Origin of the sequence: Bifidobacterium sp. W8114 (assembly GCF_016101165.1) — a bacterium.
Taxonomy (GTDB): domain Bacteria; phylum Actinomycetota; class Actinomycetes; order Actinomycetales; family Bifidobacteriaceae; genus Bombiscardovia; species Bombiscardovia asteroides.
In genome coordinates this window covers 26,463-52,275 of the sequence record NZ_JACFRA010000002.1, presented here as the reverse complement: position 1 = coordinate 52,275, position 25,813 = coordinate 26,463, and the positions used below count along the sequence as shown (strand labels likewise).

Sequence of the window (25,813 nt, the reverse complement as noted above, 5' to 3'; positions counted from 1 at the left end):
CCGGTGGTTCACGCCGTCGGCCCCGGCACAGAGACGAGGTAACACGATCATGGTCGCACGATGAGACAGGATATGTTCGCCGTCATAAAAGAGTGATCGCGCCGGTCATACGCGCGGTCCGGTAAGGAGAAAGTAAGTGCCCAAAGCACGCGTGTATGAGCTGGCCAAGGAATTTGGCGTAGACAGCAAGACTGTTCTGGCGAAGTTGAAGGACATGGGCGAATTCGTCAAGTCCGCATCCTCCACTGTGGAGGCCCCTGTGGTTCGTCGACTCAAGAACGCTTTCCCTCAGAAGGGACAGGGCGACGCAGGCCAGGCCGCTGCGCGAAATGCCCGCCCCGGCAGCCCTAATCATGGAAGCGGCCAGGGTCAGCATGGCCGCTCGCAGTCCAGTGGCACCCAGCAGCAATCCACACCTGGGCCAAAGCCCGGACAGAACCGTCGGCCCTCGGCTGGTGGTGACGCCTCACGGAGCCAGCAGCGTCCCGGCGGACACTTCCCCAAGCCCGGTGCCCCCCAGGGCAACCGCAACGAGCATGAGCAGCGCAACCAGTCCCGTGGGCCCAAGCCTTCAGCCATGGGCAGGCCCGGCCCCCAGGGCTCGCGCAACAGCGGTCGTCCCGGTGGCTCCAACGCTGCAGCAGCACGTCATGGAGCGCGGCCGGGAGCATCCACGCCTCGTCCGGGTAACAATCCTTTCAGCCGCAAGCAGGGGATGAAGGCCCCTATGCCTTCAGACATTCCCAGGCCGCATCCCATGGCCAGACCTACCGTCAACGACTCACGCAGGGGCCGGGGCGGATTCCGCAATGGCCGTGGCGGACGCACCGGACAGGGCGCACGTCCAGGGCAGTGGGGCCATAGTCGTCCAGGTCAGCAGACACATCAGGGCGGTAGCGGTCGTTTCGGAGCCGCTTCGTCGGCACCTTCAGGCGGCTTCCGCGGCGGTTCAGGTCGCGGTGGTCGCGGTCGCGGCGGTGCAGCTGGGGCTTTCGGTCGCCAGGGAGGCAAGTCCTCCAAGGCCCGCAAGAATCGGATGGCCAAGAGGCATGAATTCCAGGAGATGAAGGCACCTGTCATCGGCGGTGTGCGCATCCCCGCAGGCAATGGACGTACCGTCAAGCTCCGTCAGGGCGCCACCCTGGCCGACCTGGCCGACAAGATCAACGTCAACCCCGCTGCCTTGGTCACGGTGCTCTTCCACCTGGGCGAGATGGCCACGGCCACTCAGTCCCTGGATGAGGCAACCTTCCAAATCCTGGGCGACGAGATTGGGTGGAAGATCCGCATCGTCTCCGCTGAGGAGGAGGACAAGGAGCTCCTTCAGCAGTTCGACATCAACCTGGACGAAGAACGTGAGGACCAGGATGATGAGAACCTGCAGCCCAGGCCTCCGGTGGTCACCGTCATGGGCCACGTCGATCACGGCAAGACCCGTCTGTTGGACACCATCCGCAAGACCAACACGACCACCCAGGAGGCCGGCGGCATCACCCAGCGCATCGGGGCCTACCAGGCCACGGTCACCCTGGACGGGGAGGATCGCAAGATCACCTTCCTGGACACCCCTGGCCATGAGGCCTTTACGGCCATGCGTGCGCGTGGTGCCGAGCTGACTGATGTGGCCATCCTGGTGGTGGCCGCGGACGACGGCGTCATGCCGCAGACCGTGGAGGCCATCAACCACGCCCAGGCTGCCCATGTGCCCATCGTGGTGGCTGTCAACAAGATCGATGTCGAGGGAGCCAATCCCCAGAAGGTACGCGGTCAGTTGACCGAGTTCGGTCTGGTATCCGAAGAGTACGGCGGCGACACCATGTTCGTCGACATCTCCGCCAAGCTGGGCACCAACGTGGACAAGCTCCTGGAGGCCGTCCTGCTGACTGCCGATGCCGACCTTGACCTTCGGGCCAACCCCGACATGGACGCTCGTGGCGCGACGGTCGAGGCCCGTCTCGACAAGGGTCGCGGAGCCGTGGCCACTGTGCTGGTCCAGCAGGGGACACTGCATGTAGGCGATGCCATCGTGGCCGGATCGGCCTATGGCCGTGTGCGCGCCATGCTGGACGAGAACGGTCGGCAGATGGATGCTGCGGGTCCTTCCACACCCGTCCAGGTGCTTGGTCTTACCTCAGTGCCTACCGCCGGCGACCTCTTCCTGGTTGCGCCCGACGACCGCACCGCTCGTCAGATCGCCGAGAAGCGTGAGGCCTCGGCCCGCGCCGCACAGCTGGCCAAGCGCCGCAAGGTTGTCTCTCTGGAGAGCCTGAAGGAGCAGTTCGCCAAGTCCGAGGTGGACATGCTCAACATCGTCATCAAGGGCGACTCCTCCGGTTCGGTGGAGGCTCTGGAAGACTCCCTGATGAAGATCGAGGTCTCCGACGAGGTCGGGATCCAGGTCATCCACCGGGGCGTGGGCGCCATCACCCAGAACGACGTCAACCTGGCCACGGTCGACAAGGCCGTCATCATCGGCTTCAACGTCCGGCCCAACCGGCAGGTCCAGGATTTGGCGGACCGCGAGGGGGTGGAGATCAAGTACTACTCGGTCATCTACAACGCCATCGAGGACATCGAGGCGGCGCTCAAGGGCATGCTCAAGCCGGAGTACGAAGAGGTCACCACCTCCCACTCCGAGATTCGTGAGATCTTCCGCTCCTCCAAGTTCGGCAACATCGCGGGCGTCATGGTCCAGGACGGCACCGTCAAGCGGGGCACCAAGGCTCGCATCGCCCGCAACGGGGTGGTCACCATCAACGATCTGGAGATCTCCTCCCTGCGCCGGTTCAAGGACGACGTCAACGAGGTGACCGAAGGCTACGAGGCTGGCATCAACCTGGGCTCCTTCAACGACATCGAGGTGGGCGACATCATCGAGACCTACGAGATGCAGGAAGTGGAACGCAAGTAGAGCCTGTCGACCTGCCGACCGTATGTCGGAAGGCCCGTGGCGATCCGCCCCGGTCTGGGTACTCCCTGGCCGGGGCGGATCGCCATGAATGCGACGATTGGTCATAGACGGTTCGAGAAAGGAATCATGATGGGTGAAAATCCCCGCGCTGTACGCATAGCAGCCCTGATACAGCGGGTTGTGGCCTCTGCGCTGGAGTCCCAGATGCACGACAAGCGCTTGGCAGGGGTCACCGTCACTGAGGTTCGGGTCACCAACGACCTGCAGATAGCCAAGATCTACTGGACCCAGTTGGGGCGGTCCGGTCACGAGGCCGGGGAGCGCAAACGTGCCCAGCAAGCCCTGCGGCAGGCCTCTGGCAGGCTGCGCACCCTGGTCGGTGCTCGGGCTGGTCTGCGACTGACGCCTACCTTGCGCTTCATCTACGATGAGGTGCCTGCCGAGGCGACCGAGATTGAGGATGTGCTGACCGCGGCCCGTCATCGGGACGAGGCCATGGCCAAAGCCCGGGTCAATGCCAGCTACGCCGGCGACCCCGACCCGTACAGGCATGACGACGAAAAAGAGACCGATGGGTCGGACTCCGTCCCTGGCGAACCTGCGGCAGAGGATGCGGATGAAGCCGACCGCTGAAGGCATTGGTAGGGCAAGGGCTTCCGAGTCGCTGGATGGTATGGAGTTTGGCACCGGTGAACCAATCTCGGGCATCATCCTTGTCGACAAGCCGAGCGGTGTGACCAGCCATGACGTGGTGGCTGCCGTCCGCTCTGTCCTCGGCATGCGTCGCGTGGGCCATGCCGGGACCCTGGATCCCATGGCCACTGGCCTGCTGGTCGTAGGGTTCGGCCAAGCCACGCGGTTGTTGACGGTCATCGTCGGCCATGACAAGGCCTACCGGGCCACCATACGTCTGGGACTGGGTACCACCACGGACGATGCTGACGGGGATTTGCTGCCGGTGCGTCCTGGAGCCGCGCAGAATGTGGACAATCTGACAGCCCAGGGTCTGCAGGATTTGATTGATCGCTGCTTCACCGGCTGGATAGACCAGGTGCCTGATGCCTTCTCCGCCATCAAGGTCCAGGGCAGACGGGCCTATGACCTGGCTCGCGCAGGTCAGGAGGTCAAGCTGGAACCCAGACGTATTCGAATTGCATCCTTCCGTCTGCTCGATTTTCGTCGTGTGGAATTGCCCGACCAAGGCACCAGGGTGGTCGATGTGGATGTGGAAGTGATCTGCTCCAGCGGCACCTACATCCGGGCCCTGGCTCGCGACCTGGGCGAGCGGCTGGACCTTGGCGGCCACCTGACCGCCCTGAGAAGAATCCGGGTAGGTCCATTCGACCTGGAGGATTCCGCCCTCAAGTCCAAGGTTGTGGGCGGTCAGGTGGTCCCCCACACCTACCGGGACCGACAAGGTCGGACGGTTATTCGCAGCCGTATGGTCCCGGACCATGACCGGCAGGGGATGTTGGATGGCTCTCTGAGTCTTGAGCAGGCGGCACGCATGAGCATGCCTGTCCTCAACCTGGATACCGACCAGGCCGCCAGAGTGGCCAATGGCGGATTCTTGCATCAGCCTGTCGCCGGGCCCACGGCAGCACTGGCCGGACCTGTGGGCAAGCAGCGTCTGGCTGCTATCCTGGTGCCCGGTTCACGAGGTGGGGCCAAGCCGGATGTGGTCTTCCACACCGAGACATGAAGGGCGCAGGTTCGTGTTTAGCCCCAGGGTCTTGCCAGGGTGCGACGGTGGGAATACAGTGCTTAAGGAATTTTCGGCGCCCGGGTCCGGGGGCCGCAATGACTAAATGATGGGAAGCGGATGAAGGTCAGCCAGGTCAGCCCGGATGAGTCGGGCATTGTCAGGTGGCCGGGAACCTTGGGGGCCCGGTCCAGCGTGGTCACCATCGGTGTCTTCGATGGCATGCATCGGGGTCATCAGGCCCTCCTGCGCCGGGTGGTCGATCTCGCGGCCAAGGCACAGGACCGGCCCATGGCTCTGGTCTTCGATCCCAGCCCCAAACTGGTCCATAGCTATGCCGACAGCCATGACATGACTGAACCGTCCCCGGACCTGATTCGCCACGACCCTGATCAGATCATGCCGCTGAAGGAGCGCCTGCGGATCATGGCCCAGCTGGGGCTGGATCAGGTTGTGGTGGTGCGATATACGCTGGCTTTTGCGGCCAAGTCCTATCGGTTCTTCCTCAAGCAGCTTACCGAACAGCTGGCCATGCGAACGCTGGTCCTGGGCCGTGATGCGCGGATGGGCGCAGGGCGAATCGGCGATATTAAAGCCATTGCTGCTTTGGCGGACACAGGACTATTCAACTTGGAAGTCGTGGACGACCAGGGACCCGGCGACTGCACTCTGCCTGATGCCGACGGCCTGGAGCGACGCCGGGTACGTGCTTGGAGCAGCTCCCACCTTCGGCAGTTGATCCTGGATGGCGATGTGGATGCGGCAATGGATATTCTGGGTCGGCCGCACATGGTTCAAGGCACAGTGGTCCATGGGGAGCAGCGGGGTCGTCGCTTGGGATTTCCGACTGCCAATCTTGCTCCTGACAGCCAGGGGATGATGCCTGCGGATGGAGTCTATGCAGGCTGGCTGGTTGACCTGGGTCTGCCTACGGATCCTATGGCGACGCAGGAGGGCCGGGAGGGCCGGTTGGTCCAGGGTTCGCCCTGGCGGATGCCTGCCGCCATCTCCATCGGCACCAAGGAGACTTTCCTGGTCCCGGGACAACAGACTCCAAGAATCCTGGAGGCCAATGCCGTCCGGCCGGACTGGGTGGATCTGTACGGCCACAGGGTCCGCGTGGAGTTTCTCAGCCGTCTGCGCGGTCAGAAGCGGTATGCGGGCGAGGAGCCCCTCAAACGACAGCTGTCCCTGGATGCCGATCGCACCCTGGAACTGACCAAGGCCGCAGGAAGAGTATTTTCCACCAACCGGAGACCGTAGGAACTTGGGAACTCACAGCCCTCGGAAGTGGCTGAAGAACTCCCTGGTTCGCGGATTCTCAGACTCGTCCATGACTTCTTGCGGGGTTCCGTTCTCGGCGATGACACCGTCCAGCAGCAGGACAACCCGGTTGGCCGCATGATGGGCGAAACTCATCTCGTGGGTGGCCATGAGAATGGTGGTGCCACCGGCGGTCAGCTCCGAGACCATGGCTAGGACCTCGCCCACCAGCATGGGGTCCAGGGCTGAGGTGATCTCATCCAGCAGGAGCAGTTCCGGGTCGGTCATCAGGGCTCGTACGATGGCCACCCGCTGCTGCTGGCCGCCGGAGAGCTGGTCCGGGTAGGCTCCGGCTTTCTTCCTCATGCCGATTCGATCCAGCAGTTCCAGGGCACGCTCCCTGGCCTGGTCCTTGGGCATGCCGTGGACCTTGATGGCTCCCAGTGTCACGTTTTTCAGGACGTTCATATGGGGGAAGAGGTTGAACTGCTGGAATACCACGCCGATTCTGGCCCGGCAGGCATCCTGGTTGATCCTGGGATCGGTGATGTCGGTGCCGCCCAGCCAGATCCTGCCGTCGTTGACGGTCTCCAAAAGGTTGATGCACTTCATCAGGGTGGACTTGCCCGATCCTGAGGGACCCAGCAGGGCCACGGTCTCATGAGGCATGATGGTCATGGAGATGCCGCGTAGGACCTTGTTGCCCCCAGGGTAGGTCTTTCGCACATCCTCCAGACGGAGCACCGGCTGGTCCTTATCGGTGCCTGCCTGTTCGCTCATACCATGCCTCCGCTCTGTTCGCGCTTGCGCAGACGGTTGGAATACCAGTCGTTGAGAAGAATGAAGGGGACCGAGGTGGCGATGAAGAGCACCGAGGCCACCACGTACGGGGTGAAGTTGTAGGAGGTGGCCACGATGATCTGGGCCGCCCTGACCGCGTCGACGGCTCCCAGGACCGAGATCAGCCCCACGTCCTTCTGCATGGAGATGAAGTCATTCATCAATGCCGGAGCCACCTTGCGCAGGGCCTGGGGGATGACCACCAGACGCATGGTCTGCCCCGAGGTCAGGCCCAGTGAGCGTGCCGACGCCCTCTGGGAGGGGCCGACGTCCTGAAAGCCGGCCCTCAGCACCTCGGCGATGTAGGCCGAATAGGAGAGGATGACCGCAACGGTGCCCAGCAGGGCTGCCGGAATCCGGTTGAAGATGGCCAGTCCGGGAATGCCGAAGCCGATCAGGTAGAGGACCACGATCATGGGGATGCCCCTCATGATCGTGGTGTAGACCTGGGCCAGCACCCGCAGGGGAAAGAGCAGCGGGTTTCGGCTGGTGCGAATCATGGCCAACAGGGTGCCCAACAGGGCCACGCCAATGACCGCAAAGAAGAGGACCTCCAGATTGAGCCAGAGCCCTTGGAGGACCTTGGGAAAGGCTTGGGCGAAGTAGGCGCCGGAGAAAAACGACTGCTTGACTCGGGGCCAGCCAGGTGAGGCGTGCAGCCCCAGGGCGATCAGCAGGGCCAGTACAAGCGTACTGGCGATGCTGACCGCCACGGAGCGCAGATTCTGTCGACGGCCGTAGCGTTCCCGTTCCCGTTGGATATCGCTGACCGCGTCCTGTGCCGAGGTGGCCATGAACGACAAGGTTTCCTTTCTTCTCTCAGCCCAGGGTGGGCAGGGAGGTGTAGACGTGCAGCCACTGCTTCTGCAGCTTGTCCAAGGTCCCATCCTTCTTCAGGGCGGTGACAGCCTTGGAGGCGGCCGGTGTCAACTTGGAACCCTTGGGCAGGACTATGCCCATGCCCTCCGGGTCCTGCGAGCCCTTGATCTGCCCGAGGATTTTGGCGTTCTTGACCTGCCCGGAATCGACCATGGTCACGGCCGAGGGGGTGTCCACGACAAGCGCGTCGATCTGATTGGCATCCAAGGCCTGGGATGAGGCCACGTCGTCATTGAAGGTGTCGATGTCAGGCTTGACCAGCTTGTGGGCCATCTCGTATGAGGTGGAGCCGACCATGGCTCCTATCTTGGCATCCTTGATCTGAGCAAGGGAGGTGGCGGAGGCGTATGGAGAGTTGTTCCTGACCACCAGCGACTGGGTGGAGTTGTAGTAGCTGGGTGTGAAGTCCACAGCCTGACGGCGTTCCGGTGTGATGGAGAACTGCTGGATGTTCAGGTCGTAGTCCTTGCTGCCCGGCGCGATGGCGGCGTCAAAGGTGGTCCGGGCCCAGGTGACGTGCGCCTTGTCGAATCCCATTTTCTCTGCTACTGCATAGGCCACGGCTGCCTCGTAGCCCTTGCCGGATTCGGGCTTGTTGTCCTGCACGTAGGGGGCGTAGGCCGGGTCTCCGGTGGCAATGGTCAGGGTGCCAGGTTTGATGGTCTGCTGGGTGATGTCCTGCTTGTCTACTGACTGCCTGCTGTTGCTCGATGAGGAGCCACAGGCCGCGCCGGCCATGAGCGTGACTGTCGTGAGTGCGGCGGCCGTCAGCCTGCGTATGGTTTTCCTGGTGAAGATGGTCATGCTGATCTGCTCCTCGCGATGATTAGGGGTGTCGGTCTTCCGGCGACTCCATCCTAGTCCGGCAGGTTAACGAGTCGGCAGGTGAACGCCATATTGTGCAATAGGTGACTGGCAGCCAATGGGCTTAAACCAGTCCCAGAGCCTCCAGGGCCTCGGCCAGATAGGCTACTTCAACCACTTCCAGGCCCGGAATGGGCTTTCGGCCTCCTGAATGTCGGTCGGGTGGGACCAGCGCCCGGGTGAATCCCAGGCGGGCGGCCTCCTGCAACCGGTGGTTGAGCTGAGGTACCGGCCTGACCTGCCCTGTCAGCGATATCTCGCCCATGGCACAGGTTGTGCGCAGGATGGGCCGGGACTTGGCTGCACTGGCCAGGGCGGCCACGATGGCCAGATCGCATCCGGGCTCCTTGGCCAACCCACCGGCGATAGTGGACACATACAGGTCCCTTGTCAGCAAATTGACCCGGCCGTGGCGGTAGAGCACTGCAGCCAGCATGGCCAGGCGGTTGGCGTCGATCCCGTTGGTGTTGCGTCTGGGCGTGGGCAGGACTGAGGAGGTGACCAATGCTTGGATCTCGATGGGCAGACTGCGGTGGCCGTCCAAGGTGAAGGTCACGCAGGTACCCTCCACCTCCTGCCCGGCCGTGGACAGGAAGAGCCCTGTGGGATCGCTGACCTCTTCGATGCCCTGCTCGCCCATGTCGAAGCAGCCCACCTCGTCGGTGGGGCCGAACCGGTTCTTGACCGCTCTCAGCAGACGCAGGGCGGTCTGGGAGTCGCCTTCGAACTGGCAGACCACATCGACCAGATGCTCCAGGGTCCGCGGCCCGGCGATGGAGCCGTCCTTGGTTACATGGCCAACCAGGAGGATGGGGATGTCGTGTGACTTGGCCATGTCGATCAGGCTGATGGCCACCTCGCGCACCTGCGTTGAGCCCCCGGCGATGCCGTCGACCTGGCTGGAGACGATGGTCTGAGCCGAGTCCACAATGGCCAGTGTCGGCTTCTCGCGCTCAATCAGCCCCAGCACCGTAGCCAGATCGGTCGTGGAAGCCAGCAGCAGTGAATCCTTGAGCGCTCCCACCCGACTGGCCCGCATCCGCACCTGGGCCTGGGACTCCTCGCCGGATATGTAGAGCACTTTGCCCCTCTCATCGCCCCGGTTGGCCACACGGCCAGCGGTCTCCAGCAGGAGGGTGGACTTGCCGATGCCCGGCTCACCGGCCAAGAGAATGACCGACCCGGGTACGATACCCCCGCCCAGAACTCGGTCGAACTCCTCGAATCCCGTGGGAATCCGCTTTACCTGGTCCGTGTCTACCCGGGTAATGGGTCGGGCCAGGCCGGTCCTCGGAGGAGCCGGTGCTGTATGGCTGCCGCCGGAGGAGGACAGACCACCGCCTGCACCTACGACACGGGCTTCGTGAAATTCCTCGATGGTTCCCCACTGGCCGCATTCCGGGCAGCGTCCGAACCACTTGCCGCCGGTCCAGCCGCACTCCGTGCACACGTATTGCGTCGTCGTCTTGGCCATACCTGCACGCTATCGGGATTCAGGGACGAGAAGCTGGGCTTTTACGTCATCTTCGCAGTGCCGACACCCTGCCCATGAGAGAATGGAGGCATGGCTGACAATCCTACTGCACCACTGTCCTCTTCCCCTGGCCCTTCCGCGCGCGCCAAGCAGCGCAGTCGACGGATCGGTCTGGTCATCGCACTGGCGGCGGTGGTGGTCCTGGTGCTCCTATCGGCCTTCGTCTGGCCTCACTGGGCGGTGCGCAGCCAAGAGCCCGTCACTCAGGCTTCGGCCTCCGCCTCCTCACAGCCCTCGCAAGCCAGCAGCCCCAAGGCCACGGCGGTGCCCCTGCCTGGTTCGGCTTCCGAGCTGCTCAAGGCCATGCCCGATACGGTTGGCGAGTTCGCCCGTGTCAAAGCGGATTCTGACAGCGAGTGGAGCACCCGTACACCTATTGAGGAGTACAACCTGATCTACTCATCCGGCAAGTCCGGCGGCGATGTGACACTCCACCTGGCTCAATGGTCCAGGAGCGAGGATGCCAAGGCGCTCTATGACAGCCAGTCCACGGGCATGTCCGGCAAGGAGCTGGCCTCTGGCAATGTTCGCAGCGGCGGCACGGTGACCGGATCCTACCTGGAGAAGAAGGATGGCGACGACGAGCACAAGGCTATTGTCATCTGGCAGAATGATACGGTGGTCTTCCGCGCCCAGGGCCAACGGACTGCGCTGGAGGCTTTTTACAAGGCCTTTCCGCTCTAGTCGTCCCGCAAGCGGTGTAAGATAAGCAAGTTGGACACTTCCAGGTAACTAAGGATCGGAGGCTCGGATGGGTTCTGTCATCAAGAAGCGCCGCAAGCGGATGAGCAAGAAGAAGCACCGCAAACTGCTGCGCAAGACTCGTCACCAGCGCAAGTAGCTTTATGACTTATGGCCCTTAAGGGTCAACGAAGCCCCCCGCGTCGAATGGACGCGGGGGGCTTCATATATTCATCGCCGGTCATCGTGGCAAGCCGGATGCTTCCAACCAGCATGGGGGATGGTTGCTGACGCTCACTTGTTGGCGTTGGTCATGACCCGGGGTCCGTTGGGGTCGCCCACGATGACTGTGTCGACCATGTTGAGGAAGAGGCCGTGCTCCACGACACCCACGGTGGTGATCAGGTCCTGGGCCAGATCCTGCGGGTGCTCGATCCGATCCAGATGCAGATCGATGATGTGGTTGTGCTCGTCGGTCAGAACCGGCTGCCCCTGGCCGTCCAGCCGCAGTACTGGGTTGTAGCCGCGCTCCTTGAAGCGATCCAGGACGTGGCGCTCGCCGAAGGGGATGACCTCCACTGGCAGGGGGAAGCGGCCGATGGTGTCGACCACCTTTGACTCGTCCACAATCCAGACGATCTTTCGAGAATTGACGGCCACGATCTTCTCCCAGAGCAGGGCTGCGCCGCCGCCCTTGATGCCGTTGAAGTCCTTGTCGACCTCGTCGGCCCCGTCGATGGTGACATCAATGTGATCCACCTGGTCGATGTCGACGATGTGGATTCCGTAGCCTTCAGCCTGCTCCTTGGTCCGCCGGGAGGTGGTCACGCCGGTGAACTCCAGGCCCTCCTCCTTGACGCGCCGTCCCAGTTCATCCACGAAGAACCGGACCGTGGATCCGGTGCCCAGTCCAGCGGTCATGCCGTTCTCGACCAGCTTGGCTGCTTCGATGCCGGCGGCCTTCTTCAGTCTGTCCTGCTCGGTCTTGTCCATACACGCTCCTTCATGCCCGCATGCACTCAACGACTGATGTCTGCGGGTCTTGTTGATTCAGGTTCACTCCAGTGTAGACGATGGCCCCTGACGGTCCATGAGGCGTTCAGTCTCTTACCTCGATGGCGTGCAGACGAAAAGGTGCTTCATGGATGGTCACGTAGCCGTCAGGGTCGATGTCAGCGTCCAGATCGATGCTGCCGACGATATGCAGGTCCTGTCCAGTGAACATGCTGCTGCCGGACGGAGGTGGCGTGATACGGATGCGGCCGCTGGCTCTCAGCCCCCGAGCGCCGGAATCCTTGGTCTCGAGGTCAGGCGTATCGGCGTCCGTGGTGTCCTTGGAATCCGGTGAGGGTTCGTCTTCCTGACCATCGGCTACGTCAGGATCGGGTATGCCATCGTCTGCGTCGGCTGTTGCTTCCACAGATTTGGCCTGCTCGGCATCCACCGCTTCGGACTCGACGGCGGTTTCGGCCAGCTCTTTCTGCTCTTCCTGATCCAGGCGCACCTTCTTGCGGCCCAGCTCGTCCAGGACTTGGGGTCCTCCGTCCAGCTCATCCTCGACTGTGGGCGGAACCTGGGTGCCCTTGGCATAGGGTGAGGCCAGCAGCGAGCGCCAGCCCTCGATGGGCAGACAGCCTTCCCGGTCGCCCTTGCCTGCAGCTGTGGCATAGCCGCGGGCCAGAGTGTCAACTTTCTCATTGAAGGTGTCACCGGCATGGCCCTTGACCCATACAAACCTGACCGATCCCTGCCGCGCCTGGATCTCCTGGTCGATGGCTTCGATCAGGGGGCGGTTCTTGACCGGCTTGCCCTGGGAGTTCTTCCAACCTTTCTTCTTCCATCCGGGCACCCAGGTTGTGGAGCAGTTGATGGCGTATTGGGAGTCGGTTTCGATGACCAGCGGGCGCTCGCCTGGGTGGGCGCGTAGGGCCTGCAGCACAGCGCATAGTTCGCCGATTTGATTGGTACCGTTGCTTGCGCCGCCTGCATCCGCGTCACCGCCCTGATGGTCGGCCCAGGCCCAGCCCATGGGACCGTTGGGATTGCTCAGTGCGCTGCCGTCGGTGGAGACGACCAGATTCTTGTCATTGGTCATGGTTCCAGTTTAAGCAAGAAAATTGAGAACCCCCGCGCCAGTTATGACTGGTGCAGGGGTGGGGATGCGACCCTGTCTGCAGTTCAGCCCAGGGCCTTGGCGACTACATGGTCGGCGTCGTCCAGAACCTGGTCCAGGGCTTCAGGGGAAACGAAGGATTCCGCATAGACCTTGTAAATGTTCTCAGTGCCGGAGGGGCGGGCGGCAAACCAGTTGTTCTTGGTGGTCACCTTGATGCCTCCGATTTTGGCCCCATTGCCCGGGGCCTCGGTCAGCTTGGCAGTGATGGGCTCGCCCGCCAGGGTGGAAGCCGTCACATCGTCGCCGTTCAGCCGGGTGAACTTCTGTTTCTGCTCCAACGTTGTGGGGGTGTCCACCCGCTTGTACCAGCTTTGGCCAAAGCGCTCCACCTGCTCCTGGTGGAGCTGGGCCGGATTCTTTCCGGTCCTGGCGGTGATTTCGGCAGCCAGGAGGTCGGGGATCAGCCCGTCCTTGTCGGTCGTCCAGATACGGCCGTCCCGGCGCAGGAAGCTCATCCCGGAGCTCTCCTCGCCACCGAAGGCCACCTCACCCTTGAAGAGGGGGTCGACGAACCACTTGAAGCCCACAGGCACCTCGATCAGCCTGGCTCGGATGGAGGCAGCCACGCGGTCGATCAGGGAGGAGGAGACCAGGGTTTTGCCGATGCCGGCGCCTTCGGGCCATCCGGGGCGGTTGCCGGAGAAGAGGTATTCCACGCATACGGCGATGTAGTGGTTGGGGTTCATGACACCGGTCCCTGGGCAGACGATGCCATGCCTGTCAGCATCCGGATCGGTGCCGCCTACCAGGTCGTAGGAGTCCCAGGCTCCGGCGTTGAGGCGATCCACCAGACCCTTCATGGCATAGGGGGAGCTGGGATCCATGCGGATCTTCCCATCGTGGTCGATGGTCATGAACCGCCAGGTCGGATCCACCTCCGGGTTGACGACGCCAATGTTCAGACCGTACTTTTCATTGATCAGCGGCCAGTAGTTGACCGAGGCCCCGCCCAGCGGGTCGATGCCCAGGCGGACCCCTGAGGATCTGATCAGATCAAAGTCGATGACATTGCCCAGGTCGGCCACGTAGTGTTCCCGGTAGTCGAAGCGCTCAACCAGGTCGGATTTGATGGCATCCTCGAAGGGAATCCGCTTGACCCGCCTGTAGTCGCCCAGAAGCTCGTTGGCCCGTTGTGCTATGGCGTTGGTGGTTTCGGCCGGAGCAGGACCGCCTGTGGGCGGGTCATACTTGAATCCACCGTCTGTGGGCGGATTGTGGGAGGGAGTGACCACGATTCCGTCGGACAGGTCCTTGCCGGAGAAGCGCTGGGTGCCGTCGGCCGCCCGGTTGTGTGTCAGGATGGCCTGGGAGACGGTGGGGGTGGGGGTGTAGTCATCATTGGCGTCGATTCGCACCCGTACCCCGTTTGCCGTCAGGACCTCGATAGCCGTCTTCCAGGCGGGAAGGGAAAGGGCATGGGTATCGCGGCCCAGATAGAGCGGTCCGCTGACTCCATCCTTGGCCCGCTGTTCGGCTATGGCCTGGCTGATGGCCACGATGTGGGCCTCGTTGAAGGAGGTGGTCAGGGCGGAACCGCGATGTCCGGAGGTGCCGAAGGACACCTGCTGGGAGGGGGTGGAAGGGTCGGGAATGAGATCGTAGTACCTGCCGATCAGATCGTCGACGTTGATCAGATCTTCTGGGCTGGCAGGCTGGCCCGCATTCTGTGCTGTCATGGCTTCCATCATGCCACCCCGGCCTGAGAAAGCGGACAGAGGAGCAACAGGCTCTTTCAGTCTCAGTCGGACTGGGGCACCCGCACGTCCAGGGCCTGGTGGTCCACGCTGAGTGCGATGTGGCAGGTCTCGCCCAGAATGTCGCCGTCCACCTGGGCCAGGGCGGGCTTCTCCAGGCGGATCTCCGCCTTTGTCCCCTGCAGCTGGACGATGGTGGAGTTGGTCGACAGGGGGCTCTGGCTGGACTTGCGGGTGATGGTCTGATGCATCACATCACCGAAGAGGTTGGCCCAGCCGATCAGGCCGGCGGAGGTGTCGATGATCTCGAAGTCCAGGATGCCGTCATCGTAGGAGGCATCGGGCATCAGGGAGAACCCCGGAATCTCCCCGCAGTTGCCGGCCATGAAAGTACGGAAGGTCACTGAGGTGTTGGTCTGCGTGACCTGGTCGGGCCGGGTGATGGCGATGTCGGCCGTGTACTTGGGTGCGAACAGATGCTTGGCGCCGCTGATGAAATAAGCCAGCCAGCTGACGGTCTTCTTCAGATTGGGGTCGGTGTCGTCAATCATCAGAGCATCGAAGCCAATGCCGGCGATGATCAGGAAGGCGTGACCATGGCCTTGGTCCTGATCGTCTGCGTCAAGCAAGGCCATGCGGCCCACATCCACCTGGGTGGATCCGTGCGAGGTGGCCACGGCCAGGGCAGCGTCCAGATCGCCTACGGGAATGCCCATGTTCCGCGCGAAGAGGTTTCCGGTCCCGATGGGGATGATGCCCATGACATGGTCGCTGGAAGCCATGGCGCTGGCTACGGTGCGCACTGTCCCATCCCCGCCCACGGCAACGACTACGTTGGCTCCACGCTCCAGTGCCATGCGGGCACAGGCCCTCCCGTCCCGATCCAGCTGGGTTTCGATGAAGCTGAACTCGCGAATGCCCTTATCCCGGCAGTATTGCTGGATGCGCTCGCGGGCGGCGGCTGCCTGGGGCTTGGAGGGGTTGATGACGAAAGCGTAGCTGAGCTGGTCGTCGTCCCGGGCCAGGATCTGCATGGCGAACCTATGCCGTCTTTGGGCTCGGACGATCAGCACCACCGCAGTGACGACAATGGCCGCCGCTGCCAGGATGGTGAGGATGACGACCGCTGGAATTGGCATGACTCTATTTTGCGCGCCGTGCCGACCCGCAGCCCTTGGGCGTGTCCGACGTGAACGAACCCTCTACAGCAATCACGCTGACAGTATGAGCGGATTGAGTAGTGAAAACCGTAAAGTTAAGATGGCACTCGGTCCATGTGGTCCCTTCGGTCTGGAGTTGCAACGGCTTCGTGCGCTGGAAGTCCGGGAAAACCCGGGGGTATGGGAAGAGGAGGCGGGCATGGATAAGTACAAGAGTGTGTTCGACATCATAGGCCCCATCATGATTGGCCCCTCCAGCTCGCACACGGCCGGGGCGGTGGCCATTGGACGGGTTGGCCACATCCTTGCAGGAGGTGTTCCGAGCCGTGCTGATATCCATTATTATGATTCTTTCGCTCGCACGCACAGCGGCCACGGTACCGACTATGCCATCATCAGCGGCCTGCTGGGTTTTGCGCCTGATGACCCCCGAGTGCCTGATGCCATCGGCATCGCCCGTAGGCAGGGTATGGATTTGACCTTCCACGAGGAGGACGAACCAAGTCCCATCGACCACCCGAACACCGCCATCCTGGACTTGCAGGGCCCAGCCGGTCGGGTGATTTACGCGGCTTGTTCCATCGGGGGCGGGACCATTGAAGTGCGGCGTATCAACTTGGATGGCTGCCTGATCACTCCTCCAGGGCTTCTGCCCATCCTATTGGTGGAACTAGATGAATCCGAAAACGACGCCGGTCGGCGATTGGAGCGCATACGCGATCTGCTTCGGGAGGAGGGCGTGACCAAGCAGACCAGGTATGAACCCGAGGGTCCGGCCGGCATGGCGGTGTACGAGTTCGATCTGGACAATCCGCTTTCCGCGCAGCGGCAGAAGCAGATTGCGGGTCACTCGTCCCGGATGATTTATATCGACTAGGAGGCATGGCGCATGTTCACTTCAATCGCTGAACTCGTGAGTATGGCCGAAGAGCGCGGCTCGTCGATATCTGAAGTGGCCATTGACGAGGAGGTGCGACGTTCCCACCAGACCCGCGAACAGGTCTGGGAGAGAATGGCCAGGAACCTGCAGGTCATGCAGGCTGCCGTGGCCAGGGGGTCCCAGGGCGATGGCGTATTTTCCAAGACTGGGCTGAGCGGTGGTCAGGCGGCTCTGCTGGAGCATTACCGGAAGACACGAACCAGCCTGAGCGGCGATGCCATCCTGCAGGCCGTCGAGGCCGCCATGGCTACCAATGAGGTCAACGCGGCCATGGGCATCATCTGCGCTACTCCTACGGCCGGCTCCTCCGGGACCCTGCCCGGAGTGCTCACCGTGCTCAGGAACCGACTGGGGCTGGATGACGATGGGCTGATCCGTTGCCTGTTCACGGCAGGGGCTTTCGGACTGGTTACGGCCAACAAGGCGATGATCTCCGGAGCCACAGGAGGCTGTCAGGCCGAGGTGGGCAGCGCATCCGGCATGGCCGCTGCTGCAGCGGTTGAAGGCGCAGGAGGTGATCCTGATGCAAGTGCCCAGGCCTTCGCCATAGCCATGAGCAACCTGCTGGGCCTCGTCTGTGATCCTGTGGCTGGGCTGGTGGAGGTGCCTTGCGTCAACCGCAACGCCATCGGCACTGCCAACGCTTTGATCGCTGCTGATATCGCCTTGTCGGGTGGCGTCAGCAGGATCCCGCCCGATGAGGTCATTGCAGCCATGAAGTCCATCGGCGAGAGCATGCCCTCATCACTGAGGGAGACCGGCATCGGCGGGCTCGCGGGCACCCCCACCGGCAAACGGTTCCGTAAGACTGTATTCGGCAAGTGATGCGGGGCAGGCGCATATACATATCAGGGACGATCGGTTCCCGTCCGTCTTCCCGTCCTTCTTGCTCTTTTCGACTGGGTCGGCGGCCGGACCGGTTGCAGCAGAGGTCATAAGGCCCGGAATGAGGTGTGCGGGGCCGGTTTTCGTGTCCCCTGAAAGTCATAGAATTCAGATATGTTAGATATCAGGTTCATTCAGGAACATCCGGATGTTGTCCGTGAATCACAGCGCAAACGTGGCGAATCGGTCGAACTCGTCGACGAAGTGCTGAAGGCGGACAGCGAGCGCAGGGCCGCACTCCAGGATTACGAAAGCCGCAGGGCCGAGCAGAAGACCCTCGGCAAGCGTATGGGTTCGGCCTCTCCTGATGAGAAAGCCGACCTTCTGGCCCTGACCAAGAGCATGTCGGACAAGGTGAACGCCTGCAAGGCAGCCTCCGACGAGGCCAACGCCAGGTACACCGATTTGATGTGGAAGTTCAGCAACGTAGTGGAGCCCGAGGCACCCGAGGGCGGCGAGGACGACTACGTGGTGGTCAAGAAGATCGGCACTCCGCGCGACTTCGCCAAGGAGGGCTTCGAACCCAAGAACCACCTGGACCTGGGCGTGGGCGTGGCCGGCATCGATATGCGCAGGGGCGTCAAGGTCTCCGGATCCCGCTTCTACTTCCTGCGCGGGGATGTGGCCCGGCTGGAGATCGCCATGCTGACCATGGCCGTGGACCAGGCCATGGAGCATGGATTCATTCCTACGATCACCCCCACCTTGGTCCGGCCTGAGGTCATGGCCGGCACCGGCTTCCTCAATGCCCATGCCGACGAGATCTATCGTCTGCGTGAGCCTGACGACCAGTATCTGGTGGGTACCTCCGAGGTCTCCCTGGCAGGCATGCACGAGGACGAGATTCTGGATCTGAGCAAGGGTCCGTTGCGCTACTGTGGCTGGTCCAGCTGCTACCGGCGAGAGGCTGGCTCCGCCGGCAAGGACACCATGGGCATCATCCGTGTCCACCAGTTCGACAAGGTGGAGATGTTCGTCTACTGCAAGCAGGAGGACTCCCGCGACCAGCACCAGCAGCTGCTGGCCATGGAACAGGAGATGCTGGCCAAGGTGGACGTGCCCTACCGGATCATCGACACCGCCGCAGGAGACCTGGGATCCTCGGCTGCGCGCAAGTTCGACTGCGAGGCCTGGGTACCCACCCAGGGTCGCTACCGCGAGCTGACGTCAACCTCCAACTGTACCGAGTACCAGGCCCGCCGCCTCAACGAGCGCGAGCGGCTGGAGGACGGCTCCACCCGTCCTGTCAGCACCCTGAACGGTACCCTGGCCACCACCCGTTGGCTGGTCGCCATCCTGGAGAACCACCAGAATGCCGACGGCTCCATCGTCATCCCTGAGGCCATGCGCTCCTATGTGGGCGGCAAGGAGGTCATCGAGCCCAAGACCTGGGAGGCCTGAGCCGCCTCTGCCGAGATTGGTCGACATTCCGCTGGTGGTTGGACCAACCTTGATGTCGTATGATGAGTGACGTGCCTGATCGGCACGTCTTATGGACAGGTGTCTGAGCGGCCGAAAGAGACGGTCTTGAAAACCGTTGTGGCGCAAGCCACCGCGGGTTCGAATCCCGCCCTGTCCGCCTGGTTGATGCCCCGGAACCCAATCCGGGGCATTCCTGTATTCACTGGAACTCACGTTTGCAGTCCTAAATTCCGGACCTGAAGTCAGCGGCTGCACAGCGGTTTGGGCCGGAAGTTGGTGTCTACAATGATGGATGGTAGCCATGCTTAATCATGCGAGCCGACCCTTGGGAGCCGACTCTGCAAGGGAAAGGTCGGGTCGTGGATCAATTCATCGCCATTGTCTCTCTGATCGGGGATTGGTTGCTTTTCACATTCCCACTCTTCCAGGGGCTGATGGAGCTGCAGGAATATCAGGAACTCCTGGACGACTTTGATCAGCTCAGCAAGAACTGGGATGAGGTCTCGCCCTGGTGGTGGCTGGTGCCCATCGTCAAGATTCAGCTGGAGCGCAAACGCGGGCACGAAATTCTTCGTCAGGCTACCAGGACCAGATCAGAACGTCGACGGGCGCTAAGCTTCCTCGACCAGGCGACCGCCTGGTACTTCGTGTCGGTCGCAGGCTGGCTGAAGATGGTTTCCTCCTCATATGAGCTGCTCGAGACATACGAAGCCAAAGAGAACATATGGCTGCTGGTCCTTCTGATTGTTCTGCTGACCTCCGGCGGCCTCTTCAATGCCTACTACCGCATAGACAGGAAGCGGATAGGCCAGAAGGAGAAGGAGCTGAAGCCCGACTCGGAAGTGGCCAACGACTGACGAGACGCCCATGAATTCAGGAGACAGCGGCACTCAACCTGCGGCCAGAGCGGACCGTGGCGTTACAGGCGATATGGGCCAGAAGTCAATAGGCTCAGGGGACAGGATGGTGCCTGTGCCTGTGCAAGAGCTGCTGGACGGTTTGAGAATCGATTGGCGCGTCGTTCAGCATCCGCCTTTGGATACCATCGATCAGGGTATGGAGCTGGGCATTGCTGATCTGCTGGGGCTCTCTGTGGAAAACTTGTCCAAATTCCTGCTTCTGGAGGATGTTGGAGGTCTGCTGATACTCCTGGTAGTCAGGGGTATCAGGCGGCCGGATCTGCGCCAGGTGCGGGAAGTGGTCGGATGCCGGAGGCTGCACATGGCCTCGGCCGCCACCCTGCGCCAGTGTCTGGATACGGTGCCGGGGCGGGTCTCGTTGCTGGATCTTGTGGATCGTCAGGGCCAGGTGGATACCGTCGTTCTGGACGGTAATCTGACGGCCACGGATGAACAGACCGCTTTGCCGCTGGGCTCCGACGAAGTGTCCGTCTGCCTGCCTGGCTCCTGCCTGCCGGATCTTGCTCGGAAGCTGGCATCCCAGGTCTTCATACTGCCAGAGAGTTGAAGCCGTAGGCTCAGCCATTGCTCCTGGTCCCTGCCCAGAGAGATGCTGGAAACCGTCGTGCGCAAAGGAGGGAAGGAGCAGGCCGGTGAGGCTGAATCTATCTTGGAGAGGACCGTCGGCAGATGAGATGGATCAGTCCCATCATTTCGATCCGCTGCAGGTGACCAGGCCGAGCCGTACCAGCCGGTGGCTGGTGGCGTTCAGGGCCGCCTGTTGTGGACTGCTGGTGGGAGTGCTGGTGGTGTTTTACAGGCAGGGCATCGGCTATGGCACCAGGTTCGCGCGATGGGCCTACGCACAGATGCGTGACCAGCCCCTGTTGATCCTTCCTTGGCTGCTGGCCGCCCTGCTGGTAGGCCTGGCCCTGGCCTGGATGATCGGCCGGGTTCCCATGGCCTCCGGCTCCGGTATTCCCCAGGTCGAGGGAGTGGTCATCCACGGCATGCGCATGCCTGCCCTTCCTGTGCTGGGCGTACGGTTCCTGGGCGGTCTGGCCTGCGGCATGTTCGGCTTGTCTCTGGGGCGCGAGGGACCCTCGGTGCAGATCGGCGCGGCTGGTTCCCAGCTGGTTTCCCGAGGATTGCGCCGAAGCCGTGTGGAGGAGACCTGCCTGGTGACCTCCGGTGCGGCTGCCGGTCTGTCTGCAGCATTCAATGCGCCGCTTTCAGGGATGGTCTTCGCCCTGGAGGAGATCCACAGGTCTTTTTCTCCCATGATTCTTCTTTCGGCGGCCATGGCCTGCCTGAGTGCTGATTTCATCGCCAAAAACCGTTTCGGCCTGCGTCCGGTCCTGGACTTTACTGCTATGCCCCAGCTGACCATCGCCCAGTATCTGCTGATGATCCCCCTTGGGCTTGTGGCAGGTCTGGTGGGAGCTGCCATGAACCGTCTGCTGCTGGGTGCTCAGAGTCTTTACAGCCATCTGCCATCGAAGTTGGGACCGGTGATCTCCCTCATACTGGCGCTGCCCGTCGGATTACTGCTGCCTGCTGTTCTGGGTGGCGGCGAGGATCTGATCGGCAAGGCGGAAGGCGTTCGCGAGCTGGCCTGGTCGGTGGCCGTCAACCTGCTGGTCCTGCTTCTGGTCAAGATGCTCTTTACGGCCAGTTCTTTTGGCAGTGGCGCCCCCGGTGGCATCTTCATGCCCATCCTGGCGGTTGGCACGCTGACCGGGTCCCTGTGCGGTATGGGTGCAGCCGCCTTTGGAATGCCGGTTCGGATTATTCCGGTCTGTGCGGTCTGCGCCATGGCAGGCACCCTGACAGCCTCGGTCAAGGCTCCCATAACCTCCATCCTGCTGACGGTGGAGATGTCCGGCTCCCTGGTTCATATGCTCCCCGTGGCCTTATGCGCCTTCACGGCCCTGATGGTGTCTGACCTGATGGGTGTCGAACCTATATATGAGGCTTTGCTGGAGCGTTATCGACGTGGACGTGCTCCCGATGCCCAGGTTCCTGACAGGGTCACTGTGGAGTTCCCTATAGAGTACGGCAGTCCGGCGGCCGGTCGTCTGCTGGGACAGGTTCCATGGCCCCACGGATGCGCCGTAATCGGTCTTCGCCGGGGCGAGCATAGGCTAATTCCAGCTGGTGATCTTCGGCTGCTTGCTGGGGATGGTGTCATCCTGCTCTGTCCTGGTGATCGTCTGGATCAGGCCCGCCAGGTCATGGAAGGCCTCTGTCGCTGACGGGTCTTCTTTAAAGGATGGTCAAGCACCGTCCGTGGACTGCCACGGCCTGGGTGTTGCTGATGGCCACCATGGGTCCATCGTCGCCGTAGCGGTCCAGAATTTTCCTGGTCACCTCGGCGAATGGTTCGGAATCGAGGTGGGGGAGGAGACGGAAGTCCACCAGGCCCAGCCCGACGGTGGAGTCCAGATCAGGGGCGGCCGAGCGTGGATCCATGGCATCCAGGAAACCGACATCGGGACCGGTCACCACAGCGCCAGCCGATTCGCCGATGTAAGGTTTGCCCTGACCCACTTGATGCTTGATCAGATCAGCGGCTCCTGAGCGACGCAGTTCCTGTAGCAGGAAGAAAGTATTGCCGCCGGACAGATAGATCAGGTCGTCATCCTCCAGGCTCTGGCGTATGGTCTCCGCATCCGCGGTCGAGACTTCCAGGTTGTCAATCCGGCAGCCCATGTCGGTGAAAGCCTGGCGAGCCTCCTGGACATAGCTATCCGAACGCTGTGGAAGATTGGCCGTGGGGATGAAAGCCACCGTATGATTCTTAGACGAGCCCTCGAGGAAGGCGGGCAGCCTGTCAGCGGTAGCGGAGAGTGATGATGTGAGCAGCAGCCGACGCATGACGGCTCCTTTCGTGCCGGGCGGGACTTCCGCCCTGGGCAGGTAGCAAAACGTAAAATCCTACCAATACTGGCCCCAATATATCCATGCAATGGCCTCCACCTAGTGATTGACCACATATCGACTGGAATCTGCCGCAGGCCCTGTAGGTCCAGATGTTTATTCTGGGGGCATGGCAAGGCAGCATCAGGAGTTCCTGCAGGAATCGGGCCAAGACATCTTGAGTGACATGTCTGGTTATGATTTCTCCGGCAATGAGAGGTTCAGCGATGACCGTCCCGATCCCGCAGCTCCCGGCGGCAGCATTCTCTTCGCTCTGCCTGGGGCTCTGGTGGATTGGGACCCGCGTCGAGCCCTGGTTGGACAGTACCCTGACGGGGTGGTCGATATGGTGCTGGACCCGGAGGACCCTTGGGGCTTCGCCTGCGTCAGAAGACAGATCAATCTGGGCGTGGACCCACAGCAGGCGCTGGCCGACTATGAAACCACTCACGGGCCTGCGGTCGCCTGGGTAATTCGCGTTTGTTTGGAAAACTACACTCTGGCCGTGAAGGGCCTGCTTCCCGGAGCATCAGATCTGCTGGGGGATCTGCGGCGAGCTGGCCTGACCCTTTGGGGTCTGGCGGCAACGACCAGTCAGCTTATTAAAGCGGCATCCGAGACCCTTTCGCCGCTCTCTGCCCTGAAAGGTGTCCTGATTTCATCCCAGGAGCATCTGGACCTCTCCGATTCGCTCTTCTATCGTCTGGCCCTACGTCGCTTCGCCATCAGCCCAGGGCATACGATCTTCGTTGATGCGGATCCTGAGCATGTTGCCATGGCCGACCGACTAGGCATGGAGGGAATAATTGCCCATGACATCAGCAGTCTGCGTCGGCTTCTTCGTCAGCGCGGTATCGCCTGCTGAGCGGACGTTCAGACGATCCGGCGGTCTGCGGCCCAGCGGGTCAGTTCGGTTCGGTTGGATAACTGGAGTTTGCGCAGGACGTTGGAGACATGGCTCTCAACCGTCTTGATGGAGATGAAAAGCTCGGAGGCCACCTCGCGATAGGTGTAGCCGCGGGCAATCAGGCGCATGACTTCCTGCTCGCGCGCGGAGAGTCGATTCAGTTCGTCGTCTTCTGCCAGTCCGGCATCCGCTGCCTCGTCCTCCTGGAAGGCGGAGAGCACGAATCCAGCCAGCTTGGGGGAGAAGACAGCGTACCCTTCATGAACCTGACGGATTGAGGAGACCAGGTCCTTGGCGGAGATGGTCTTGGTCACGTAACCACGGGCTCCGGCGCGGATGACCGAGCCCACGTCCCTGGGCGAGTCGGATACGGAAAGGGCCAGAAAGACCGACTGCGGGGAGAGGGGATGGGAACGGCTCAGGATTTCGGCGCCCCCGCCGCCCTGGCCACCGGGCACGTGCACATCCAGTAGAACCACATCGGGCCGTGTCTGCCTGACCATAAGGATGGAGGATTCCACGTCTGCCGCCTGGCCCACGACATGAAAATGCGGCTGCAGGGTGGTGATGACGCCGGTGCGGAACATCTCATGGTCGTCGACGACGGCTACACGGATGCTTGCGGGCCCATTTCCGGCTTGATGGGGCTCTGCTGCAGTCGTGGTCATGGACGTGGTTCAGCCTGCCTTTCCCGACGCGGGTCCTCAAGTGCAGGTGGGATTGGACCGGCATGCGTCTGTGAATGAATGGTTCACCATGCATCCTATCATTGCGGGGTATCAGTCCCTTTTTCGGCCTGACCAACCGTGCCCTCCTGATGCTGGCTGGCCTCGGACAGCGGCATATGCATTCTGACCTCGGTGCCCCAGCCGGGACGGGAGACGATTTCAACCCTGCCGCCACGCCGACGAATCCGTCCGATGATGGACTCTCGGATTCCCAGACGGTCAGCTGGGATCGCATCCATATCGAAGCCCGATCCGTGGTCGCGCACGTAGACCTCAACCTGATTCCTGCGGGCCTCGCAATAGACGGAGATGGGTTCTCCGCCGTGGGTGACGGCATTTACCAGGGCCTGCCGGGCCGCGTTGAGCAGGGCATCGGTCTGGGCGCAGGGCATGGCGTCGCCTACGGTGACCACCTCGATCGGCTTGCCGGATTCGTCCTCCACCTGTGCGGCTATCTGGCTCAGCCCTGTGCTGACTGACCGGTCTGAGGGGGTGCGTTCCTGATAGAGCCAGTTGCGCAGATCGCGCTCCTGGGATCGGGCCAGAGAGAAGACGGTATGCGGATCGTTGGCATGCAGCTGGATCAGAGCCAGGGTCTGCAGGACTCCATCATGCAGGTGAGCTGCCATATCGGCCCGCTCCTCCTCGCGTTCCTTCATGGCTCGTTCATCGCCCAGCTGGCTGAGGATCGAGCCGACCCAGGGCACAACCACTGCGGTCACGCCTATAAGAAGCAGGCCGGCCAGGACTATCAGGGTCAGGGCCCAAGGCAATTCCTGGGTGGACAGCAGGAAGATCACCGCTGCCGACAGGATCAGTGCCAGGCTGCCGATCAGGGCCGGCATGTGGTAGCCGGTTCCTTGGTTTTCCGGTCTCAGCCAGGCCAGTACCAGTCCGGCGCAGAAAAGCAGGCAGGGGACGACAAAGGCGGGGCGCATACCGCTGTTGAGCAGAAAAACCGCGGTCAGCAGGAGGATGATGCCCAGGCCTGCCACCAGTCTGGTTATTCGCCCGGGGGTGATGCTGTGATTCTCCTTCTGACCTGATTGTTCAGTAAGGATGCTGGGTGCCAGCGGAGCCGACCGCGGGTCATTCGGTTGGACTGCCTGGGTGGGATCGCCCTGGGGCAGTATCAACCAAAGAAAGCAATAGACCACGCAGGTGATCATTTTGGGAGCCAGGAGAACCATGACCAGGCGTATCCAGAAGACGGGAATGCCCAGATGCAAGCTGATACCCTTGCAGACTCCGCACAGGATTCTGCCCTTGTGCGGCCTCATCAGGGGCATGCGCGCAGGGTGCAGAGGAGGTGGTTCCTTCAGCATTTGCTGTTCCTGCATGGGAGCGTTCATGCTTCCATTATCGTTTTCGGATGGTGCCGATAAGGCGATAAGCAGAAGAAATCAGGG

General features: G+C 62.1%; 24 protein-coding genes and 1 tRNA gene. 14 read left to right on the top strand and 11 right to left on the bottom strand.

What is annotated here, in order from left to right:
• Window positions 1-136 precede the first annotated feature (136 nt).
• The 4 genes from infB to ribF all read left to right on the top strand — a co-directional run bounded on the left by infB (window position 137) and on the right by ribF (window position 5,876).
• Window positions 137-2,911, top strand: a complete 2,775-nt coding sequence (gene infB / locus H3T89_RS03005; protein WP_198216226.1) for a translation initiation factor IF-2 — start codon at window positions 137-139, stop codon at window positions 2,909-2,911.
• Window positions 2,912-3,037: 126 nt separating this feature from the next.
• Window positions 3,038-3,544: a 30S ribosome-binding factor RbfA gene (gene rbfA / locus H3T89_RS03000; protein WP_033510894.1), complete on the top strand. Its 507-nt coding sequence runs from the start codon at window positions 3,038-3,040 to the stop codon at window positions 3,542-3,544.
• A gap of 40 nt (window positions 3,545-3,584) precedes the next feature.
• The gene (gene truB / locus H3T89_RS02995; protein WP_198216358.1) at window positions 3,585-4,613 is read left to right on the top strand and encodes a tRNA pseudouridine(55) synthase TruB; all 1,029 of its coding nucleotides are present in this window, start codon (window positions 3,585-3,587) and stop codon (window positions 4,611-4,613) included.
• Window positions 4,614-4,733: 120 nt separating this feature from the next.
• Complete coding sequence (gene ribF / locus H3T89_RS02990) at window positions 4,734-5,876, top strand: bifunctional riboflavin kinase/FMN adenylyltransferase (RefSeq protein ID WP_198216225.1); 1,143 nt, start codon at window positions 4,734-4,736, stop codon at window positions 5,874-5,876.
• A gap of 12 nt (window positions 5,877-5,888) precedes the next feature.
• On the opposite strand, the gene H3T89_RS02985 is transcribed toward ribF, so the two are convergent.
• The 4 genes from H3T89_RS02985 to radA form a co-directional block, all read right to left on the bottom strand.
• Window positions 5,889-6,656, bottom strand: a complete 768-nt coding sequence (locus H3T89_RS02985; RefSeq protein ID WP_198216224.1) for an amino acid ABC transporter ATP-binding protein — start codon at window positions 6,654-6,656, stop codon at window positions 5,889-5,891.
• Window positions 6,653-7,510: an amino acid ABC transporter permease gene (locus H3T89_RS02980; protein WP_154312756.1), complete on the bottom strand. Its 858-nt coding sequence runs from the start codon at window positions 7,508-7,510 to the stop codon at window positions 6,653-6,655. Before H3T89_RS02980 ends, H3T89_RS02985 begins: the two co-directional genes overlap by 4 nt.
• Window positions 7,511-7,535: 25 nt before the next feature.
• Entirely contained in the window at window positions 7,536-8,399 is an 864-nt protein-coding gene (locus tag H3T89_RS02975; RefSeq protein ID WP_198216223.1) for an ABC transporter substrate-binding protein, read from the bottom strand.
• Window positions 8,400-8,523: 124 nt separating this feature from the next.
• The gene (radA, locus tag H3T89_RS02970) at window positions 8,524-9,933 is read right to left on the bottom strand and encodes a DNA repair protein RadA (protein WP_198216222.1); all 1,410 of its coding nucleotides are present in this window, start codon (window positions 9,931-9,933) and stop codon (window positions 8,524-8,526) included.
• A 90-nt stretch (window positions 9,934-10,023) separates the two neighbouring features.
• Here radA and H3T89_RS02965 point away from each other — a divergent pair, with 90 nt between their 5' ends.
• The gene (locus H3T89_RS02965) at window positions 10,024-10,677 is read left to right on the top strand and encodes a hypothetical protein (RefSeq protein ID WP_015022314.1); all 654 of its coding nucleotides are present in this window, start codon (window positions 10,024-10,026) and stop codon (window positions 10,675-10,677) included.
• Between the two features lie 67 nt (window positions 10,678-10,744).
• Window positions 10,745-10,834 (top strand): 30S ribosomal protein bS22, encoded by a 90-nt coding sequence (locus tag H3T89_RS02960; protein ID WP_004268639.1) that lies wholly within the window; start codon window positions 10,745-10,747, stop codon window positions 10,832-10,834.
• Window positions 10,835-10,968: 134 nt separating this feature from the next.
• On the opposite strand, the gene rpiA is transcribed toward H3T89_RS02960, so the two are convergent.
• The 4 genes from rpiA to H3T89_RS02940 form a co-directional block, all read right to left on the bottom strand.
• Window positions 10,969-11,667 carry a ribose-5-phosphate isomerase RpiA gene (rpiA, locus tag H3T89_RS02955; protein ID WP_015022313.1) on the bottom strand — a complete coding sequence of 233 codons (699 nt, stop codon included), beginning with the start codon at window positions 11,665-11,667 and terminating at the stop codon, window positions 10,969-10,971.
• Between the two features lie 106 nt (window positions 11,668-11,773).
• Window positions 11,774-12,769, bottom strand: coding sequence for a ribonuclease H family protein (locus H3T89_RS02950; RefSeq protein WP_198216221.1), 996 nt, complete (start codon window positions 12,767-12,769; stop codon window positions 11,774-11,776).
• An 83-nt stretch (window positions 12,770-12,852) separates the two neighbouring features.
• Window positions 12,853-14,526 (bottom strand): phosphoglucomutase (alpha-D-glucose-1,6-bisphosphate-dependent), encoded by a 1,674-nt coding sequence (pgm, locus tag H3T89_RS02945; protein WP_198216220.1) that lies wholly within the window; start codon window positions 14,524-14,526, stop codon window positions 12,853-12,855.
• Between the two features lie 62 nt (window positions 14,527-14,588).
• Window positions 14,589-15,683, bottom strand: a complete 1,095-nt coding sequence (locus H3T89_RS02940; protein WP_198216219.1) for a diacylglycerol/lipid kinase family protein — start codon at window positions 15,681-15,683, stop codon at window positions 14,589-14,591.
• 220 nt (window positions 15,684-15,903) lie between these two features.
• On the opposite strand from H3T89_RS02940, the gene H3T89_RS02935 reads away from it, so the two are divergent.
• From H3T89_RS02935 to H3T89_RS02905, 7 genes are all read left to right on the top strand, one after another.
• The gene (locus H3T89_RS02935; RefSeq protein WP_110417582.1) at window positions 15,904-16,581 is read left to right on the top strand and encodes a serine dehydratase beta chain; all 678 of its coding nucleotides are present in this window, start codon (window positions 15,904-15,906) and stop codon (window positions 16,579-16,581) included.
• Window positions 16,582-16,593: 12 nt separating this feature from the next.
• Window positions 16,594-17,469: an L-serine ammonia-lyase, iron-sulfur-dependent, subunit alpha gene (gene sdaAA / locus H3T89_RS02930; protein WP_198216218.1), complete on the top strand. Its 876-nt coding sequence runs from the start codon at window positions 16,594-16,596 to the stop codon at window positions 17,467-17,469.
• Between the two features lie 174 nt (window positions 17,470-17,643).
• Window positions 17,644-18,930 carry a serine--tRNA ligase gene (gene serS, locus H3T89_RS02925; RefSeq protein ID WP_198216217.1) on the top strand — a complete coding sequence of 429 codons (1,287 nt, stop codon included), beginning with the start codon at window positions 17,644-17,646 and terminating at the stop codon, window positions 18,928-18,930.
• A 93-nt stretch (window positions 18,931-19,023) separates the two neighbouring features.
• Window positions 19,024-19,108: transfer RNA gene (locus H3T89_RS02920), tRNA-Ser, on the top strand.
• Window positions 19,109-19,310: 202 nt separating this feature from the next.
• Entirely contained in the window at window positions 19,311-19,808 is a 498-nt protein-coding gene (locus tag H3T89_RS02915; RefSeq protein WP_045935686.1) for a hypothetical protein, read from the top strand.
• Between the two features lie 73 nt (window positions 19,809-19,881).
• A complete protein-coding gene (locus H3T89_RS02910; protein WP_198216216.1) occupies window positions 19,882-20,418 on the top strand; it encodes a YbaK/EbsC family protein in 537 nt (178 codons plus the stop codon).
• Between the two features lie 127 nt (window positions 20,419-20,545).
• Window positions 20,546-22,105, top strand: a complete 1,560-nt coding sequence (locus tag H3T89_RS02905) for a ClC family H(+)/Cl(-) exchange transporter (protein WP_232348447.1) — start codon at window positions 20,546-20,548, stop codon at window positions 22,103-22,105.
• 10 nt (window positions 22,106-22,115) lie between these two features.
• On the opposite strand, the gene H3T89_RS02900 is transcribed toward H3T89_RS02905, so the two are convergent.
• Window positions 22,116-22,727, bottom strand: a complete 612-nt coding sequence (locus H3T89_RS02900; RefSeq protein ID WP_198216214.1) for a Type 1 glutamine amidotransferase-like domain-containing protein — start codon at window positions 22,725-22,727, stop codon at window positions 22,116-22,118.
• A gap of 172 nt (window positions 22,728-22,899) precedes the next feature.
• Here H3T89_RS02900 and H3T89_RS02895 point away from each other — a divergent pair, with 172 nt between their 5' ends.
• Entirely contained in the window at window positions 22,900-23,634 is a 735-nt protein-coding gene (locus H3T89_RS02895; protein ID WP_198216213.1) for a hypothetical protein, read from the top strand.
• Window positions 23,635-23,642: 8 nt separating this feature from the next.
• Here the strand turns inward: H3T89_RS02895 and H3T89_RS02890 are convergent, their stop codons facing one another.
• The gene (locus H3T89_RS02890; protein ID WP_198216212.1) at window positions 23,643-24,344 is read right to left on the bottom strand and encodes a LuxR C-terminal-related transcriptional regulator; all 702 of its coding nucleotides are present in this window, start codon (window positions 24,342-24,344) and stop codon (window positions 23,643-23,645) included.
• Between the two features lie 98 nt (window positions 24,345-24,442).
• A complete protein-coding gene (locus H3T89_RS02885) occupies window positions 24,443-25,729 on the bottom strand; it encodes an ATP-binding protein (RefSeq protein WP_198216211.1) in 1,287 nt (428 codons plus the stop codon).
• Between the last annotated feature and the right edge of the window lie 84 nt (window positions 25,730-25,813).